This is a genomic window from Brevibacterium sp. BRM-1, from assembly GCF_026802075.1.
Classification (GTDB): Bacteria; Actinomycetota; Actinomycetes; order Actinomycetales; family Brevibacteriaceae; genus Brevibacterium; species Brevibacterium rongguiense.
Window position 1 is genome coordinate 996,579 of the sequence record NZ_CP113788.1, and the last position, 17,104, is coordinate 1,013,682.

Annotated in this window: 14 protein-coding genes, 2 tRNA genes and 1 pseudogene; 4 read left to right on the forward strand and 13 right to left on the reverse strand. The window is 69.8% G+C overall.

Annotated features, from left to right (window positions below):
- Position 1: 1 nt before the first annotated feature.
- The 5 genes from BRM1_RS04360 to gcvH all read right to left on the reverse strand — a co-directional run bounded on the left by BRM1_RS04360 (position 2) and on the right by gcvH (position 4,632).
- Entirely contained in the window at positions 2-1,135 is a 1,134-nt protein-coding gene (locus BRM1_RS04360; protein ID WP_268528665.1) for a threonine aldolase family protein, read from the reverse strand.
- 2 nt (positions 1,136-1,137) lie between these two features.
- The gene (locus BRM1_RS04365; RefSeq protein ID WP_407925024.1) at positions 1,138-2,535 is read right to left on the reverse strand and encodes a class II 3-deoxy-7-phosphoheptulonate synthase; all 1,398 of its coding nucleotides are present in this window, start codon (positions 2,533-2,535) and stop codon (positions 1,138-1,140) included.
- 126 nt (positions 2,536-2,661) lie between these two features.
- Complete coding sequence (locus BRM1_RS04370; RefSeq protein WP_268528670.1) at positions 2,662-3,144, reverse strand: bifunctional nuclease family protein; 483 nt, start codon at positions 3,142-3,144, stop codon at positions 2,662-2,664.
- A 10-nt stretch (positions 3,145-3,154) separates the two neighbouring features.
- A complete protein-coding gene (locus BRM1_RS14050; RefSeq protein ID WP_442864343.1) occupies positions 3,155-4,228 on the reverse strand; it encodes an FHA domain-containing protein in 1,074 nt (357 codons plus the stop codon).
- Complete coding sequence (gene gcvH, locus BRM1_RS04380; protein ID WP_268528673.1) at positions 4,228-4,632, reverse strand: glycine cleavage system protein GcvH; 405 nt, start codon at positions 4,630-4,632, stop codon at positions 4,228-4,230. Before gcvH ends, BRM1_RS14050 begins: the two co-directional genes overlap by 1 nt.
- Before the next feature lie 355 nt (positions 4,633-4,987).
- Between gcvH and BRM1_RS04385 the strand changes: the two genes are divergently transcribed.
- A tRNA-Pro gene (locus BRM1_RS04385) sits at positions 4,988-5,058 on the forward strand.
- Between the two features lie 102 nt (positions 5,059-5,160).
- Positions 5,161-5,234, forward strand: a tRNA-Pro gene (locus BRM1_RS04390).
- Positions 5,235-5,442: 208 nt separating this feature from the next.
- On the opposite strand, the gene BRM1_RS04395 is transcribed toward BRM1_RS04390, so the two are convergent.
- The 7 genes and pseudogenes from BRM1_RS04395 to BRM1_RS04425 form a co-directional block, all read right to left on the reverse strand.
- Positions 5,443-6,612, reverse strand: coding sequence for a tyrosine-type recombinase/integrase (locus tag BRM1_RS04395; protein ID WP_326958065.1), 1,170 nt, complete (start codon positions 6,610-6,612; stop codon positions 5,443-5,445).
- Positions 6,613-6,655: 43 nt separating this feature from the next.
- Positions 6,656-6,871: a helix-turn-helix transcriptional regulator gene (locus BRM1_RS04400; protein ID WP_268528679.1), complete on the reverse strand. Its 216-nt coding sequence runs from the start codon at positions 6,869-6,871 to the stop codon at positions 6,656-6,658.
- Complete coding sequence (locus tag BRM1_RS04405) at positions 6,868-7,401, reverse strand: hypothetical protein (protein WP_268529700.1); 534 nt, start codon at positions 7,399-7,401, stop codon at positions 6,868-6,870. The genes BRM1_RS04400 and BRM1_RS04405 overlap by 4 nt, the downstream gene beginning before the upstream one ends.
- 44 nt (positions 7,402-7,445) lie before the next feature.
- The gene (locus BRM1_RS04410; RefSeq protein ID WP_268528682.1) at positions 7,446-7,904 is read right to left on the reverse strand and encodes a single-stranded DNA-binding protein; all 459 of its coding nucleotides are present in this window, start codon (positions 7,902-7,904) and stop codon (positions 7,446-7,448) included.
- 74 nt (positions 7,905-7,978) lie between these two features.
- Positions 7,979-9,754, reverse strand: a complete 1,776-nt coding sequence (locus tag BRM1_RS04415) for a type IV secretory system conjugative DNA transfer family protein (protein WP_268528685.1) — start codon at positions 9,752-9,754, stop codon at positions 7,979-7,981.
- A gap of 199 nt (positions 9,755-9,953) precedes the next feature.
- Positions 9,954-11,197, reverse strand: a pseudogene (locus tag BRM1_RS04420) (IS3 family transposase).
- Positions 11,172-11,483, reverse strand: coding sequence for a DNA cytosine methyltransferase (locus tag BRM1_RS04425; RefSeq protein WP_268528687.1), 312 nt, complete (start codon positions 11,481-11,483; stop codon positions 11,172-11,174). The pseudogene BRM1_RS04420 and the gene BRM1_RS04425 overlap by 26 nt, the downstream one beginning before the upstream one ends.
- A gap of 413 nt (positions 11,484-11,896) precedes the next feature.
- Here BRM1_RS04425 and mobF point away from each other — a divergent pair, with 413 nt between their 5' ends.
- Entirely contained in the window at positions 11,897-15,463 is a 3,567-nt protein-coding gene (gene mobF, locus BRM1_RS04430; RefSeq protein ID WP_442864344.1) for a MobF family relaxase, read from the forward strand.
- 25 nt (positions 15,464-15,488) lie between these two features.
- Here mobF and BRM1_RS04435 read toward each other — a convergent pair whose 3' ends face one another.
- Positions 15,489-16,490, reverse strand: a complete 1,002-nt coding sequence (locus BRM1_RS04435; protein WP_268528689.1) for a DNA-processing protein DprA — start codon at positions 16,488-16,490, stop codon at positions 15,489-15,491.
- Positions 16,491-16,714: 224 nt separating this feature from the next.
- Here BRM1_RS04435 and BRM1_RS04440 point away from each other — a divergent pair, with 224 nt between their 5' ends.
- Positions 16,715-17,047: a sulfate permease gene (locus tag BRM1_RS04440; RefSeq protein ID WP_268528691.1), complete on the forward strand. Its 333-nt coding sequence runs from the start codon at positions 16,715-16,717 to the stop codon at positions 17,045-17,047.
- The last annotated feature ends 57 nt before the right edge of the window (positions 17,048-17,104 follow it).

The window sequence follows — 17,104 nt, forward strand, 5'->3', positions numbered from 1 at the left end:
CTCAGCGGGCGGCGAGCCCGGCCAGCGCCTCGGCCGCGTACTGCGCCTGCTCGCGGCTGACATCCAGGTGCGTGACGAGTCGCACGGTGTGCGGTCCCAGCACGGACACGCGCACACCGTGGCGCTCGGCGTCCCGGGCGAACGCCTGCGCGCCCCCGGCCGACCAGCGCTGTCCCAGCTCGATCACGACGATGTTCGTCGCCACCGCCGCGGGATCGACGGCCCCCGGCGCGGCCGAGGCAATCGCCTCGGCGATGAGCCGCGCGTGCGCGTGATCATCGGCCAGGCGGTCCGCGTTGTGCCGCAGCGCGAACAGGCCGCCGGCGGCGATGATGCCCGCCTGCCGCATGCCTCCCCCGTAGCGCTTGCGCAGGGTGCGCGCGGCGGCGATCGTCTCCGCCGACCCGGCGAGCACGCTGCCCACGGGTGCCCCGAGGCCCTTGGACAGGCAGATCGAGATCGTGTCCGCCACCTCACCGTAGACCGAGGGGGCCACGCCAGCGGCCGTCCACGCGTTGGCCAACCGAGCGCCGTCCAGGTGCACGGCCACGCCCTGCTGCGCGGTGGCGGCGCGCAGTTTGCGCAGCTCACCGAGGTCGGCCACGGTGCCGCCCCAGAAGTTGTGGGTGTTCTCCACGCTCACGGTGGCCGTGGGCACGAGCATGGGCGAGCCGGGAGGGCTGAGCATGTCGAGTGCATCGGCCGCGCGGAACACCCCGCCGTCGGAGCGCCACGTGCGCGAGGTGATGCCGGCCAGCGCACCGTGTCCGCCGGACTCCGCGCGCAGGATGTGGGCGCGGGACTCGGCGAGCACCTCGGTCCCGGCCGGGGTGAGCGCGGCGATGCCGAGCATGTTGGCCATGGAGCCCGTGGGGCAGAACAGGCCGGCCTCGAGGCCCAGCAGCTCGGCCGTCTCCTCCTCGAGGGCGCTGACGGTGGGGTCCTCGCCGTAGACGTCGTCGCCCACGGGGGCGGCCGCCATCGCGGCGCGCATCTCCGCGCCGGGCCGGGTGACGGTGTCCGAGCGCAGGTCGATGCTGACTTCGGCTGCGGGCCGCTCGGCGCCGTCGCGGGCCATGCCCGCCTCGGCTGCCGACTCCCCCGCGCCCGAGGCGCCGGCCGGCCGGGTGCCCATGCTCAGGCGCCGGCCGCTGACCGGTGGGCGCTGACGTACTCGGCGACCTGGAAGGCCATCTCGAGGGCCTGGTCGTGGTTGAGGCGGGGGTCAACGAGGGTCTCGTAGCGCTCCTCGAGGCCCGCCTCGTCGATCTGCGCACCGCCGCCCAGGATCTCCGTGACGTCGTCGCCGGTGAGCTCGATGTGCAGCCCGCCGGGCACGGTGCCCGCGTCGTAATGGGCCTCGAAGAACCCGGAGACCTCGGCCATGATGTCCTCGAAGCGGCGGGTCTTGTAGCCCGATGACGAGGTGATCGTGTTCCCGTGCATGGGATCGCACACCCAGGTGACGTGCGGGAGGCGGTCGCCGATCCCCTGCAGCAGCTGGGGCAGCCGTTCGCGGATGACGCCGGCGCCCATCCGGGTGATGAACGTCAGGCGCCCCGGCTCGGCGTCCGGGTCGAGCCTCTCGGCCAGTGCCAGCGCGTCGTCCGCGGTGGCGGTGGGGCCGAGCTTCACGCCGATCGGGTTGCGCACGCGGGACAGGAAGTCCACGTGGGCGGAGTCGAGCTGGCGGGTGCGCTCGCCGATCCACAGGAAGTGCCCGGAGACGTCGTAGGGGTCGCCGGTGCGCGAGTCGATGCGGGTCAGGGCGCGCTCGTATTCGAGCAGCAGCGCCTCGTGGGCGGCGAAGAACTCGACGGAGTTGAGCGCCTCGAAGTCCGCCCCGCAGGCCTCCATGAACCGCAGCGCGCGGTCGATCTCCGCCGCCGTGGCCTCGTAGCGCTGGTAGCCCTCGTTGGCGGTGAGGAAGCCGCGGTTCCAGTCGTGGACGAGGCGGAGGTCCGCGAAGCCGCCGGTGGTGAACGCCCGGATGAGGTTGAGCGTCGAGGCGGAGACGTTGTAGGCGGTGAGCATGCGCTGCGGGTCGTTACGGCGGGCCTCGGGGGTGAACTCGTGGCTGTTGACGATGTCGCCGCGGAAGCTCGGCAGCGTGACGCCCTCGCGGGTCTCGAGGTCCGAGGAGCGCGGCTTGGCGAACTGCCCGGCCATCCGGCCGATCTTCACGACCGGCAGCGAGCCGCCGTAGGTGAGCACCGCGGCCATCTGCAGGACGGTCTGGACGCGGCGGCGGATCTTGTCCGCGGTGGCGCCGCTGAACGACTCCGCGCAGTCGCCGCCGGCCAGCACGAACGCCTCGCCGCGGGAGGCGGCGGCAATCCGGTCCTTCAGGCGGTCGGCCTCGCCGGCGAAGATGAGCGGCGGCTGGGCGCCGAGCGACTGGCGCGCGGCCTCGAGCTCCGCGGCATCCTCATAGGCCGGCTGCTGCTGGGGGCTCAGCGAGCGCCAGGCATCGAGCCCGGCGATCGTCTCCGCGCTCGCGTGCGCGCTCCCGGCCGACTGGTAGATGCTGCTGATCTTCTTCACTGCTCTTCTTCACTCCGGTTGGGTCCGCGGCGCGGCGCCGGGGGGCAGCGCGCTGGCCGCACGGGTCATGGGGCTGAGACGATCGTACGGTGCGCAGCACGCGACCGCCGCGGAGTCTCAGGACTGGCCGGCCTCGCCCTCGAAGTCCTCCGGCGAGACGTGGTCGAGGAACTCGCGGAACTGCGCGACCTCTTCCTCGTCGGCCTCGGGGGCCTCGATGCCGGCCTCCTCGATGAGCTCCTCCGTCGTATAGACGGGGCAGTCGGCGATGAGCGCCAGCGCCAGGGCGTCCGAGGGGCGCGCGGAGATGGCCTTGCCCTTCTCGGTGCGCAGCTCGGCGTAGTAGATGTGCTGCTCGCGGCCGGTGATGACGACTTCCTTGAGCTCATCGTCGTAGGCGGCGATGATGTCGGCCATGAGGTTGTGGCTGAGCGGGCGCGGCGGCTCCAGGCCCCGCTGGGCGATGCCGATCGCGTTCGCCTCCCCCGAGCCGATCCAGATGGGCAGGAAGCGCGGCTGGTAGACCGCCTTGAGCAGCACGATGGGCTGGTTGGCCGGCAGCTCGATGCGGATTCCGACGACTTCGAGTTCGACTGGCATTGAGCGTCGCTCAGGCCGTCCGGGGCCGCTGCTGGAAGATCATGCGGAACTTGCCGATCTGCACGTCCGCCCCGTTCTGCAGCTCGATCGAGTCGATGAGCTGCCGGCCCACGTAGGTGCCGTTGAGCGAGCCGGTGTCGCGCAGCGTGAAGCCGGCGGGCGTCCGGACGAATTCCGCGTGCTTGCGCGAGACGGTGACGTCGTCCAGGAAGATGTCCGCGTTGGGGCTGCGGCCCACCGTGACGACGTCCGTGTCCAGGAGGATCTGCGCACCGGCGTCCGGCCCGGAGACCACGACGAGCAGCGCATCGGAATCGTGGAGGTTGTTGAGGTCCGGCACGGGGTGGATCTCACCGGTGCGCGGATCGAGGATGCCCTGGTAGCCCTGCTGCGATCCCTGCTGGCCGGCCTGCTCATCGGACGCGCCCGGGACCTGCGGGTTCACGCTGGTCCCCGGCTGGGCGGGGTTGCCCTGCGGCGGGGTATCGTGCTGCGCGCCGAACCCCGACTGCTGGCCGCCCCACGGATTCGCGGGCTGATCGCCGGTGTCGGAGGGCCGGTCCCAGGAGCCCTGCTGCGCGGGCTGATCCCAGCCCTGCTGGGCCGACTGGCCCCAGGAGCCCTGCTGCTGCGCGGACTGCCCCCACCCCTGTTCGGCGGGCTGGTCAGAGGGCGCGGCCTGCTGCGGGGCCTGCGGAGCGGGCTGCGCCCACCCCTGCTGCTGGGCTTCCTGCTGCTGGGCACCGTTCTGGTCCCAGCCGCCCTGCTGGGCGTTGTTCTGGTCCCAGCCGCCCTGCTGCGAGCCCTGCGGGCCGGGCTGTCCCCAGCCCTGGTCGCCGGAGCCGGCGTTCTGGTCGTAGGGGGCCTGCTGGCCGGGCGCCTCGGGAGCGGACTGGTTCCAGCCCTGGGACGCTCCCTGGTCCCAGCCCTGCTGCTGCGGGGCCTGGTCCCAGGACCCTTGGGCATCCTGGGCGCCGGACTGGGCGTCGGCGGACTGGCCCGCGAAGGGGAACGTGTGCGGGCGCGCGGCCTGCTCGGCGTTCTCCCAGGGGTTCTGGCTGTTGGGGTTGTGCGGCTGCGACATCACGCGCCTCCGGTTCCGACTTCGGCGGAGTAGGCATCCGCGTCCAGCAGGTCGTCGATCCCGCTCTGGGCGGCCAGGCGGACGGTGAAGAGCCAGCCGGCGCCGTAGGGATCGGTGTTGATGGTCTCCGGAGCGGAGTCCAGGTCTTCGTTGATGCTCACGATCTCGCCGCTGATCGGGGCGATGATGTCGGAGACGCTCTTCGTGCTCTCCACCTCGCCGCACTCGTCGCCGGCGGAGACGGCGTCGCCCACCGCGGGGAGGTCGACGTAGACGACATCGCCAAGCGAGTCCTGCGCGAAATCGGTGATCCCGACGCGCACGACATCGGCATCGTCGGTGCTCGCGACCCACTCGTGGTCACTCGAGTACCGGAGCGAGGCCGGGTAGTCCAGCGTGGCCATGTCATCTCCTCATACGTTCGTGTCACACAAGCATAACGTCTCACCTCGGCAAAGTGTCGTTCGCATGACAGCTTTGTCATGCCGCTGACGTGAGCCGAGGTGGCGACGCCGCTCGTCGCGTGCACGGTGGTGGTGCGGGGTGCCCCAACGGTACCACCCGAGGCGAGGCTCACCCGGGTTCGCGGGGCGCATTCTGAGGCGCACGTCACGCCGCGCGGTGCGTGCACCGTGCGTCCAGTGCGCGCCTTGGCGCCCCGAGGTTTCCAGCGGTCCTCCGGCCGGCCAACCGGTTTTGCCTCCCGTCGCCGCTCGGGATAGAGTGATCCAGGTTCGCGGCGCTGATGCGACGCGACCGCGGGCTGTGGCGCAGCTTGGTAGCGCACTTGACTGGGGGTCAAGGGGTTTACCTCGCTCCGGTCGGCCCGAACAACTGAAAATCAATGCCACGGGCTGTGGCGCAGCTTGGTAGCGCACCTGACTGGGGGTTAAGTGCAGTAGAGCTTTCCTCGGTCCAAATCAACTGAATAACGGGATGTGGCGCAGCTTGGTAGCGCACCTGACTGGGGGTCAGGGGGTCGCAGGTTCAAATCCTGTCATCCCGACAGAAAAGCCCAGGTGAGAGTAGGTTTCTCACCTGGGCTTCGTCATGTTCGGGGTCGTTTTCGTCTGGTCCCCCTCTGGTCCCCCTGACCGGTCGAGACGGCGCGCCAACTGCCTTCGTGCTGCTTGTCCGGCTGCTGCCTGTGGATAAGGGGACCAAAAGGGGACCAGAACGGTTTCGGCGACTCTCGCCCTGGCGCCCTGACCGCATCACAGGCCCCTGGACGGGGTGCTGCCGCGCCGGGCGTGCTTGCGCTGTCCGGCGGCTGAGAGGAAGGCGTTGGCCTGCTCGGCGGCGGAGGCCAGGTGGCGATCGTCGGGGTGGAGGTAGCCGCGCGTGGTCTCCATCGAGGCGTGCCCGAGGATGTCCTGCAGGACGTGCAGCGGGATACCGGCATCGGCCATCCAGGTCGCCCCTGTGTGCCGGAGCCCGTGCCGGGTGAGGTCGGGCAGTCCGAGCTTGGCGACAATGCTGTCCCAGTTGGTGGCGTCGCGCACGGTCGCAGTCGTGAGGATGCCGCCCTTCGGCCCCACGAGGAGCTGGTCTCCGGGCTGTTTGTCCTTGACGAGTCGTTCCAAGACAGGGCGGAGCGGTTCGAGGATCGGCACCCTCCGCTCCTTGCGGCTCTTGGTCGGCTTGGTGACCAAGCCACCCTTCCCAGGGAACGTCTGCCGACGGATCACGACGAGGTTCTTCCCAAAGTCCACGTCCCCGACCTGGAGCCCAGACACCTCCGAGGATCGTGCGGCGAGCAGGGCAGCGAGCATCACGAAATCGCTGTAGGACTGATGCACCCTCCCGCAGGACCGGGCGAGCCGGTTGAGAGTCTTCATGTCGGGGATCGCATGAGCGCGCGGTGAGGACTTTGCGGCCGGCTGCCCACGGAAGGCGTTGCGGTTCAGACTCCGCTTCGCCCGATTCTTCGCGGGATTGATCTGGATCAGCCCGTCCCGGACCGCTTCATCGAGCACCCGCACGAGTGGCGCGATGGGGTTCTTGATGGTCGACGCGCCGTAGCGCTGCTCCCAGCCGTCGATAGTGCGGTCGATGATCCCGGCTGTGATCTGCGAGACGGGCAAGTGCCCGAGGGCGGGCAGCACCCGCAGCTTCAACCCGTACCAGTAGGTCTCCCCCGTGGACGTCGGGTCGAGGCCGCGTGCCCACCTGTCCCCGATGGAGGTGACGAATTCCAACAGGGTCATGGACACGTCCATGCCCTTGGCGGAGGAGTTGCGGAGTTGGTCGAAGAAGGCGTGCGCCGCGGCCTCGTCCTGCACGATTTCGGTGCGGATCACGCGCCGCTTGCTGATCGGGTCCGTCCAGCGGGCGCGGGCGCGGATGCCGTAGGAACGGCGCTCCATGTCCGTGGACAGCTTCACACCGATGGGCGGCACCGGTTTGGGCTCCGCCTTCGGCAGCGGCTCAGCTCTCCGGGGCATGGTCGAGTTCCAACTCGTCCAACCAACGGTCGACGGCGTCGAGCCGATAACGGGCGATCCCGCCCAGCCGCAAGAACGGCGGCCCGCTCCCTGCGGATCGCCACCGCGACAGCGTGGACTCCGACACCTTCAAGTACGCGGCGACCTCCCGGCTGTACATCAGGGGCGACACGAGCAGCGTCTCCGCGCTCTCGCTCACGGGAGTTCTCCGGTGTCCCTGTCGAGGCTGGCGTAGAACGCATCCTCCACGTCGCGGCGGCGCTGCACGTCGGCCAACACGAACTCAACGAACTCGGCGTCGCGATCGACGATCGGTGTGTCCTCAATGGGACCTCCGGGCTCTTCGCCCGGCCAGACCGCCCGGCGTGTGGGGCGGTCGCGGTCGAGTCGGGTACCGCTCGCGGCGACCCAGTCGCGGAGCCTCATACGCGCATCGACGAAGTCGCGATGCCAGCCCAAAGGCGCGGACCCGTTCTGCTCGGGGTCGTAGGCGCAGAGCCAATGCAGATGCAGCGCTGACAGCTCCCAGACGAGTTCGGGGTGCAGATGCCAGGCCGGTGGGATCACCGAGGCCGGGAGCCCATAGGTGTGTCGGAGCCAGTCGACCCAACGGTTGAGCTCCAGCCATTCGACCTCGGCCTCCTCAGCCGTGAGCAGGTTCCAGTTGATCGGATGTGGCGGCTCCGGGATCAGGGGATCGTTGAGGTCATCGTCGTCCGGCCCGTCCATCTCCGGTGGTACCGCTGTCTCGCGCCCGTCGTCCACGATCGGCCTCACAGCCCCATCGCCGAGGCGACCCCGCGCTGGGCGCCCCGCTCGGACGCGAAAGCCGACGCATCACGCTCAGGCGCCTCACGTTCAGCACTGCCGCGCCGCGGCGTACGGTCGACGTCGTAGCGGGTACGTGCGAGGTCGTGGCCGATCTTCTTGGCGACGAACTCTTCATCGTTGACGGTCTGACCGTCGCGTTCGTAGTTGACGGGGCGGATGTAGCCCTCGGCGACGAAGTTGTCGCCCTTCGCGAAGCGGACGTCAGCGTGCTCGGCAGATCGGCCGAACATGACCAGGTTGTGGAAGGTGGTCTCCAACTGGGTGAAGCTCCCGTCGTCTTCGCGGCGGTAGTGCTCTTGCCCGAACCGGAGGTACAGGCGCGGGTCGCCCTTGGTGGTCTGGGTGAGTTGCGGGTCGGATGCGACGAACCCGGACACGGATTCCTGCGTGTGGATGGCCATGATCGTGTTTCCCTTCTGCCATGCGGCCCGATGCGGCCGCTGTGACGGGAAGGTGCGCGGACCGCCTCCGGGTTTCAGGTGCCGGTGCGGCGCAGGAGTGCTTCGATCTCTTTGCGGTCGCCGGCGAGTCGCCCGGCGTCTGAGCGGCTGGGCCAGGGGTGCAGGTCGGTGACGATGGGTGGTGCGGAGCGCAGCAGCACGACGCCGGTGCCGAAGGGCAGGCGGCGGATGCGGTCGGGCGGGAAGATCGGGACGCGGCGCACGGACCTTTGGTTGGATCGGGTGCCGTGATCGCCCAGCGTCACGGAGTCGGTGTACTCGTCACGTTCCCCGACCAGCGCGGAGAGGTCTTGCAGATCGCGGGAGTTCGACGCACCGCCGAGGATGACTTTCACGATGCTGGCGTCCCAGATCGCGTTGGCCTGGTGCTCGTTCCATTTGTCCCGCGCCTGCGCGAGCGACTGCAACACGGGCATGGACGTGATGCCCGACCCGCCGCCTTCGGCCATCAGCGTCGGCAGCGACGGCAGGGGTGAGAGGTTGGCTATCTCGTCCAGCGCCAGCAGCAGCGGCGGATCGAGCCTGGCGCCCGGTGAGCGGGCGGCGAGGCGGCGGGCAGTCTCGATGAGGTCTTCCACCAATGCCGCGACCAGAGCGGCAGATGCCCCGGCACCCGAGCCGGTCGCCAACAGGAACAGGGTGCCGCGGTCGCGGATGAACGCTTCGGGGTCGAAGCCCTCTCCCTCGGCCGGGGATACGGCGTCGAGGACTCGCGGGTCGGCCAGCGATCCGAGGGCGAGGGAGACGCCTTGCCAGATGGAGTCGCGGGTGCGGGGGTCGGAGTCGATCATCGCCTCCAACGATTCGGCCCATCCGGTCGCGGCGCGGGTGGAGCCGGTCAGGATCGCCACTGCATCCGCGGCGGCGGTGGGGTCGAGGGTCCAGCGGAACAGTTCGGCGGGTGGCCGGTTGTCGATCGCCGCCGCGTGCAGCAGGGCTTGGAGTGCGGCGCGGGTCTTGCCTTCCCAGAACCCGCCGGAATCGACCCCGCCCGCAGAGAGGCCGGTGCAGGCGGCGAGGCCGGTAGCGCGGATCATCGCTGTCTGGGGCGACTCGCACCCCCGGATCGGCGACCAGCGCAACCCGGCCGGTAGCCCCTCAGCGAGATGTTGGGGGTCGAAGATCGCCACTGGGCCGATTCGGCGGCGGGCGCGCATGGTCGCGGTCAGGTTGTCGGGCCGGGTGCTCGTGACGACGACGGCACCCGGCGCGTCGAGGATCGCCGGGATCACCAGGTGCAGGCCCTTGCCTGAGCGGGGCGGCCCGATGACCATGATCGAGTCCTCCACCGACGCCCACACGCCCACCCCTTTCGACGCGCCGAGCCGGTAGCCGACATCGTGCGGCTTCGGGTCGGTCCGGCCGGGGCGCAGGTTCCCGGCCCTACGCAGCAGCGCCTTCTCCGATGCCGCGGTGGCGACTTCGTGGCGGGTTGCGATCCCGGCCATCCGGCGCGGGTCTTGCTCGGCCCGGTGTGTGTAGCGGCGTACCCGCACCCACACGAACACCACCAGCGCGATGAGAAGCGCGAGCATGGCCCCGGTGACGATCCAATAGACGACCGGGTTCAGGCCGTCCGCGTCGAGCGCGGTGCCGGGGTCGCCGGGATGGAACAGGACGCCGACCCCGGCCGCGAGCCCGCCTTGGGGTTGAGGGGTGCCGGTGAGCCATGCGGTGATCGTTCCGGCGGCGCGGAGGACGAGCGCGACTCCGAAGAGGGCGACCAGGCCGATCATGGCGGCGTTGGTCAGCTCGTCTCCGAACGATCCGGTCTGCCGTCCCTGGATCATGGCAGCCGCCGGATCACCGTCGCGCCCGAGATACGCCCGAACAGCAGCACCTCGACCCGTCCCGTCGCCTGGTTTGGGATCGGGTTGGCGGGGTCGATGAGGGCGCGGGCGGTGCCGGTGTGCGCGGCGTCGGTGTGGCCGGTGATGATCGCGACTGCGACGGGCCTTCGCCCCGGATCGTGGACACGGTGTTGGTTGATTATGCTGCGGTTGGCAGCGTAGCGGCCCGGTGGGCCTCGTAGGTGGACGGGGACTGGTGGCCGCACCAGGAGTGGCGTCGGCGGGTGTTGTAGCGGGTGGCCCACCGGAACACAGCCCGCCGGCAGCTGGTGGCGTCGGTGAACGTGGCGGCGCCAGCGAGGAGTTCGCGTTTCAGGGTGGCGTTGAATGACTCGGCCAGGGCGTTGTCGGCGCTGGTGCCGACGGCACCCATGGATTGGGTGACGCCGAGTTGGCCGCAGAGTTTGGCCTAGTCAGCCGAGGTGTAGACCGACCCGTGATCGCTGTGGAACACCGCCCCGGCCAGGCTGCCCCGGTCACGGCGGGCAGCCTTGAGTGCGTCTTCGACGAGTTCGGTGCGCATGTGGTCGGCGATCGCCCAGCCGGCGAGTTTGCGGGAGAAACAGTCGATCACGGTGGCCAGGTACAGATTGCGGCCCTCAGGCAGCGGCAGGTAGGTGATGTCGCCGACGTAGATGGTGTTGGGCCGCTCTGCGGTGAAGTCCCGCCTGAGCAGGTCGGGGTACTTCTGGTCGGCTGGCTCGGGCAGCGTGGTCCGGACCCGGCGGCGGAGCCGGATCCCGGCCAGCCCGTGGTGGCGCATCACCCGGGCGACCCGCTTGTGGTTGACCCGGTCCTCGGCCGGCACGCCGTCGTTGAGTTCAGCGGTCGCCCTGGGTGCCCCGTAGGCGGGGTCACCACCGGTCTTCGGGTCCTGGACGGTCCGGATCCGTTCGGCGAGCTCGGCATCGGCCACGACCCGTTCGGCCCGGGCCGGTGCGGCGGCGCACCAGGCGTAGAACGATGACCGGGAGACCTCCACAGCCTGACACAACCGCTTCACCTCGAAGGCGTGCTGGTGGTCGGCGACGAACTGGAAGCGGTTCACCAGTTCGTCTCCCCAGCGAAATACTTGGCCGCTTTCCGCAGGATGTCCCGCTCGGTCTCGACCTTGACCTTGTCGGCCCGTAGCCGGGCGTTCTCCGCCTCCAACCGGGCGATCCTCACCACCGCGGACTCGGTACCGGCCGACTTCGCGCCGCTGGAGGAGTGTTCTGGTGGCGCAGCCGTCGAACCTGTCCCGAACGCCCTCACCCAGTCCGCCAACGTTCCCCGGGACACCCCCAGATCGGCGGCGATGCCCTTCAACGTGGCATCGGGAGTGGACTCGTACAAGTCGACGGCCTGCCGACGGAACTCATCGGAGTAGTTCTTCCTGGCCATAGTCCTGATCATCTCGCTTCCTCCAGCAACTGCTGGATTCCACGTGTCCAAGACCCGGGGTCAGGGCCCCCCAGAGGCCGGAGCGGGTGCCGGGTGCGAGGCCGGCGCGTCGGCCGGCGACCGATACGTCTTGACAGGGGAATCCACCACAGAGCACATCGACGGGTTCGACGTCGCGCCAGTTGATGGTGGTGATGTCGCCGAGGTTCGGGGCGTCAGGCCAGTGGTGGGAGAAGATGCGGGCGACGGGCTTGTTGATTTCGGAGAACCAGATCGTCTCCGCCACGAGGGCGTGTTCGATAGCTAGGTCGAGCCCGCCGTACCCGGAGAAGAGAGTGATCCGACTCTGAGCGGGAGGTCGTGTTGGGGGGTCGTGCATGAGGGCTCCGGCCGATGGGTGATCCCCGGTCGGACGCCATTGATGGAGTCGTTGCCGAGCTGGTCACCGGGCAGGTGCACCACCACCCCGAGTTGCCATCCGCCGATCAGCAGCCCGCCGAGGCGATTCCTGTCCCGCGCACCTTCGGGCACCGCGACGTTGACGCCCCGTTGACCCGCTCCTTGCCGGAGTCGCCCCGGCCCCATCTGAGTCACCACACGTCTTTCAGACGAGGCACGAGTCGTCCCGAGTCGCATCAGATGCGACCGGGCTCGCGGGCTCACCTGCCCTCCGTACAGCGACGGAAAGGAGCGGGCCAGGTGACGGTTTCGCTGCGCGTGATGAGCGCAGGTGATGGCTACAAGTACCTGTTGAAGTCCGTCGCCGCCGGCGACGGCGACCGCTCGCTGTCCACGCCGCTGACCCGCTACTACGCGGAGGCGGGGACACCGCCGGGCTTCTGGATGGGCTCGGGACTGGGCCGGGTCGGGCACGGCGAGCTGGTCGAGGGGGCGCAGGTTTCACAAGCTCAGCTCGCGCTGTTGATCGGGATGGGCCATGACCCGATCACGGGCGAGCCGCTGGGCCGCGCCTACCAGCAGTTCGCGTCGATCACGGAACGGATCAAGCAGCGCGTCGACGCCCTCGATCCCGAGCTGGGGCCGTCCGCTCGAGCGCAGGAAGTGGCCGCGATCGAGGCGGAGGAAGCCGAGCGCGGCACCCGCCGCGCGGTAGCGGGCTATGACTTCACGTTCAGTGTGCCGAAGTCGGTCTCCACGATCTGGGCGGTTGCGGACGCCGGCACGCAGTCTCTGATCGCGGAAGCGCATCATGCGGCGGTTGCAGAGCTGGTTGCGTTCCTCGAACGCGAGGTTGCGGCAACCCGGGTCGGTGCAACCGGGCCGGACGGCGCGGTTGCACACGTCGATGTCGCCGGCGTCGTGGCGGCGGCGTTCGATCACTACGACAGCCGCGCCGGCGATCCACAGTTGCACACGCACGTCGTCATCAGCAACAAGGTTCTGACTGTGCAGGACGGTCGTTGGCGGACCCTTGCCGGCCGGCCGATGCACGCGGTGGTCGTCGCGGTCTCAGAGCTCTACAACGCCGCTCTGGCCGACCAGCTCACCCGCGTCCTGGGCGTGGAGTGGGAAGCGCGCGAGCGAGGCAAGGATCGGAACCCGGCCTGGGAAATCGAGGGCGTGCCCGACGAGCTGGTGACCGAGTTCTCCACCCGCTCCCGGCACATCGAAGCCGAGAAAGACCGCCTCATCGCCGAGTACGTCGCCAAGCACGGCAGGCAGCCCTCGGCGCGGACGGTGCTGAAACTCCGGGCGCAGGCGACGCTCGCCACGAGGCCGGAGAAGCAGGTCCGGTCGCTGGCCGACCTCACCCGCGAGTGGCGCCAGCGCGCCGGCCGGGTGCTACGCCGGGACGCGAACGGCTGGGCGCGCACGCTCATCACGACCAGCGCGCAGGCGCCGCGGCGGGTGCTGCGCGCCGATGACGTGCCGCTGGATGTGGTGCGCGAAGTCGGGCAGACCGTGATGGAGACGGTCGGTGAGAAGCGTTCGACCTGGACCCGCTGGAACCTGCACGCCGAAGCATCCCGGCAGTTGATGGGCTGGCGGTTCGCCAGCATCCAGGACCGCGAGACGATCACCGGGCTCGTGGTCGATGCCGCCGAGCACGCTTCGCTGCGGCTGACGCCGCCGGAGCTGACATCCAGCCCGTTGCAGTTCCGCCGGACGGACGGCACCTCCCGATTCCGGCCGCACGCCTCGACCCTGTTCTCATCCGAAGTCCTGCTGGCCGCCGAAGACCGCCTCCTGGCCCGCGCCGACGCCACGACCGGACCGACCGTCCCGTTGGAGACGGTCGAGAGGATCGCCCGCAATCCCGACGCACGCGGCCGGGTGCTCGGCGAGGATCAGGCCGCCGCGCTGGCCGCGATCACGGTCTCCGGGCGGGTCGTGGACGTTCTAGTCGGTCCGGCCGGGGCCGGGAAGACCACGGCGATGAACGGGCTCCGGCGGGCGTGGGAGAAGGAGCACGGCACCGGATCGGTGATCGGGCTCGCCCCCTCGGCGGTCGCCGCGCAGGTCCTCGCCGAGGACCTCGGCATCGCCACCGAGAACACCGCGAAGTGGTGGCAGAACCACCTCATGTGCGGGGCCACGTTCACGGCCGGGCAGCTCGTCATCATCGACGAAGCCTCGCTGGCCTGCACGATGTCGTTGGATCGGCTCACCCGTGAAGCCGAGAAGGCCGGCGCGAAAGTCCTCCTGGTCGGAGACTGGGGCCAGCTCCAATCACCCGGCGCCGGCGGCAGTTTCGCCATGCTCGTGCACGCCCGCGACGACGCTCCCGAGCTGACCGATCTGCACCGCTTCACCAACGAGTGGGAGAAGACCACCTCGCTCCAGCTCCGCCACGGCCGTACCGAAGCGATCGACACCCTGATCGAGCACGGCCGGATCACCGGCGGCGACGAGGAAGCGATGATCGACGCCGCCTACACCGCATGGCGGGGCGACCTTGCCGCCGGGCGCGCGTCAATCCTGGTCACCGAGACCCAGGCAACCGTCACCGAGCTGAACGCCAGAGCGCGGGCAAATCGGATCATCGACGGCACCGTGAACCCCACCCGCGAACTCGCCCTGCACGACGGCACCGCGGTCTCCGAGGGCGATCTGGTCATCACCCGCGAGAACGACCGGCGGCTCCGCAACGGCAGAACCTGGGTCCGCAACGGCTCCCGCTGGATCGTCACCGGGGTTCGTGAGGACGGGTCGGTCAGCATCCGCCCGCCCGGGCGCAGGTTCGGCGGCGGAATCGTCGTGCCGACCGACTACGTGGCCGAGCACCTGGACCTCGGCTACGCGATCACCGCGCACCGCGCCCAAGGCGTCACCACCGACACCGCCCACGCAGTCGTCACCGCCACCACCACGCGGGAGAACTTCTACGTCTCCATGACCCGCGGCGCCCACAGCAACCACGCCTACGTCGCCGTCGACCGCGAGGACGCCGAACACGCGGTGCCGCATCCCGGCGACAACCCGGACGTCACCGCCCGCTCGATCCTCTACGGCGTGATGCAGCACATCGGTGCCGAGCTGTCCGCGCACGAGACGATCACCGCCGAGCAAGACCGCTGGGGCTCGATCGCCCAGCTCGCGGCCGAGTACGACACCATCGCGCAAGCCGCCCAGCACGACCGCTGGGCCACCCTCCTGCAAGCCTCCGGGCTCTCCGTCGAACAGATCGAAGACGTGCTCGACTCCGACGCCTACGGCGCGCTGTCGGCCGAGCTGCGCCATGCCGAGGCCAATCACCACGACCTCGACGCGCTGCTCCCGCGGCTGGTCGCCGCGCGGAGCCTGGACGATGCCGACGACATCGCCTCCGTCCTCCACGCCCGCGTCGCGCGCGCCACCGCTCGGCCCGCCGGGTCGGGGCGCACTCGCAAGCCCCCGAGGCTGATCGTCGGACTGATCCCGCACGCTGGCGGGCAGATGGCCGAGGACATGCGGCAAGCCCTGGACGAGCGCCGCGAGCTGATCGAGGCCCGCGCCGACGCCGTGCTCCGTGGCGCTCTCACCGATGAGGAACCCTGGACGGCCGACCTCGGCACGGCACCGAAGGGTGAGAAACAGCAGGCGGCATGGTGGCGTGCCGCCCGCAGCGTCGCCGCCTACCGTGACCGCTACGGCATCACCGACGACCGGACGCCGCTCGGCCCGACGCCGGAGAGCACCAGCCAGAAGATCGACGCCATCCGCGCCCGCGCCGCCCTCAACCGCGCCCAAGCCGCCACCATCGAGGGCACGAAGATCGAGCCCGCGCGGCAGAGCGCTGCGGCTCGCCCCGCGCCGAGTTTGTGAACGACGGCCGCCGCGAGACTGGCAGTCAGAGAGAGCGTCCGGGCGTGCCCTGTGACGGGTGTCCGTGCCCGAACTCGCGTCCGGCGGGCCGTGTCACGGCCCGCCCTGAGTTCGGATCGCCGTCGAGCAGCCCGATCACGTCACTGGGCTGAGTGACGAGGGAGGCGAAGCCTTGCTTGATGAGTTTGTTCGGCCCGGCACTCGTGACGCTGGTCACCGGACCGGGCACCGCGCCCACGCCCCGGCCGAGTTCGCGTGCGGCGAGCACAGTGGTCATCGACCCGGACCGGGGACTGGCCTCGGGGATCACGGTCACACCCGAGAGCGCCGCCAGCAGGCGGTTGCGAGCCAGGAACCTATGCCTGGTCGGTGCGGCGCCCGGCGGCAGCTCGCTCACCAACAGCCCGACATCCCCAATGCGACTCAGCAGTTCGCTGTGCCCGGCAGGGTAGGGGCGGTCCAACCCGCCGGCCAGCACCGCGATCGTCTGACCGCTCGCAGCGAGCACGCTCTTGTGCGCGGCACCTTCGATCCCGAAGGCACCACCGGAGACGACGGCCCGTTCCTCATCCACCAGACCCGTCGCCAGCTCGCCCGCGACCTGCTCACCATAGGCAGTCGCGGCGCGAGCGCCTGTGATCGTGGCCCGATCACTCAGCGGCGTCATCAAGAACGAGGCCGCGCCGCGCGTCCACAGCAGGTACGGCGCACGCTCGCCCAAGTCGTTCAGGCCGGCGGGCCATTCCTTGTCCGCCGGGATGAGCGTGCCGAACCCGTGACGCTCCGCCTGAGCTACCTGATCCAGCAGGCCGGGCATGACATGCGCCGTCAGTCGTTCGCACCACATCAACAAGTCGGCGCGCGCCAGGCCAGGCACCTCATCGTCGGACTCGATCAGCCGCAGCGTCTCGACCCCGCCATAACGGGCGAGGACGTACCCCGTGGTCGGGTCGTTCGGTTCCGCGATCATCGACAACGCGACCCGCGCCATCCGCTCACCCTGCACCTGCTCCGCCAACGTCGCCATGATCGGTGTCCTCTCGCTCCAAGGTCACCGACGAGGTACACGCCCATCTGCCGAGAGGTTCCCTCTGTCACAAGACAGTCGTAAACTCCGTAGAGAGGCAGGTTCAGCAAACTACGCGGGTCCTTCGGGACGGCCCCTCGCGGGCACTCGGTTCATAGCCGCCTCCACGACGGAACACCGTCGCGCTATGACGACGAAAGAGGCCCGCAATGCTCCGCTCATCTATGGCACTCAGCGCGCGAGGCTACGGCGTGCTCCGCTATGCCCCCACCAACCTGCTGCTCAACGTCGTCCGCACCAGACGCGGCCTCAAGTGGGGCACCCTCGCGATGCTCCTGGCGGTGGTCTACTTCTACGCCGCGGCGATCTGCACCACGATCATCAACGACGGAGGTCCCGGCTGGCTCTACCTGGTGGTCCTGCTGTTCGTCTGGAACGCCTTCAAGTTCCTCTGGATCGGACCCGTCAGCCTCGTCCACCTCGTGCGGAGCAGGCGCCAGGAGCGTGTCGGAGGCCGCCGATACGCTCGGACACGCCGGCAGGCTTCTTTGACCTGACTCCCGCGCCCCTGGGATGATGGGAGAGTGAACGGCCTCTAGGAGCACGCCTGCTCG

What these genes read in the sequence shown, in the direction of transcription:
- BRM1_RS04360 (WP_268528665.1), bottom strand. Translation starts at nt 1,135, where the DNA reads ATGGGCACCCGGCCGGCCGGCGCCTCGGGCGCGGGGGAGTCGGCAGCC.
- BRM1_RS04370 (WP_268528670.1), bottom strand. Translation starts at nt 3,144, where the DNA reads ATGCCAGTCGAACTCGAAGTCGTCGGAATCCGCATCGAGCTGCCGGCC.
- BRM1_RS14050 (WP_442864343.1), bottom strand. Translation starts at nt 4,228, where the DNA reads ATGTCGCAGCCGCACAACCCCAACAGCCAGAACCCCTGGGAGAACGCC.
- gcvH (WP_268528673.1), bottom strand. Translation starts at nt 4,632, where the DNA reads ATGGCCACGCTGGACTACCCGGCCTCGCTCCGGTACTCGAGTGACCAC.
- BRM1_RS04405 (WP_268529700.1), bottom strand. Translation starts at nt 7,401, where the DNA reads ATGGACGGGCCGGACGACGATGACCTCAACGATCCCCTGATCCCGGAG.
- BRM1_RS04410 (WP_268528682.1), bottom strand. Translation starts at nt 7,904, where the DNA reads ATGGCCATCCACACGCAGGAATCCGTGTCCGGGTTCGTCGCATCCGAC.
- BRM1_RS04415 (WP_268528685.1), bottom strand. Translation starts at nt 9,754, where the DNA reads ATGATCCAGGGACGGCAGACCGGATCGTTCGGAGACGAGCTGACCAAC.
- BRM1_RS04435 (WP_268528689.1), bottom strand. Translation starts at nt 16,490, where the DNA reads ATGGCGACGTTGGCGGAGCAGGTGCAGGGTGAGCGGATGGCGCGGGTC.
- BRM1_RS04440 (WP_268528691.1), top strand. Translation starts at nt 16,715, where the DNA reads ATGGCACTCAGCGCGCGAGGCTACGGCGTGCTCCGCTATGCCCCCACC.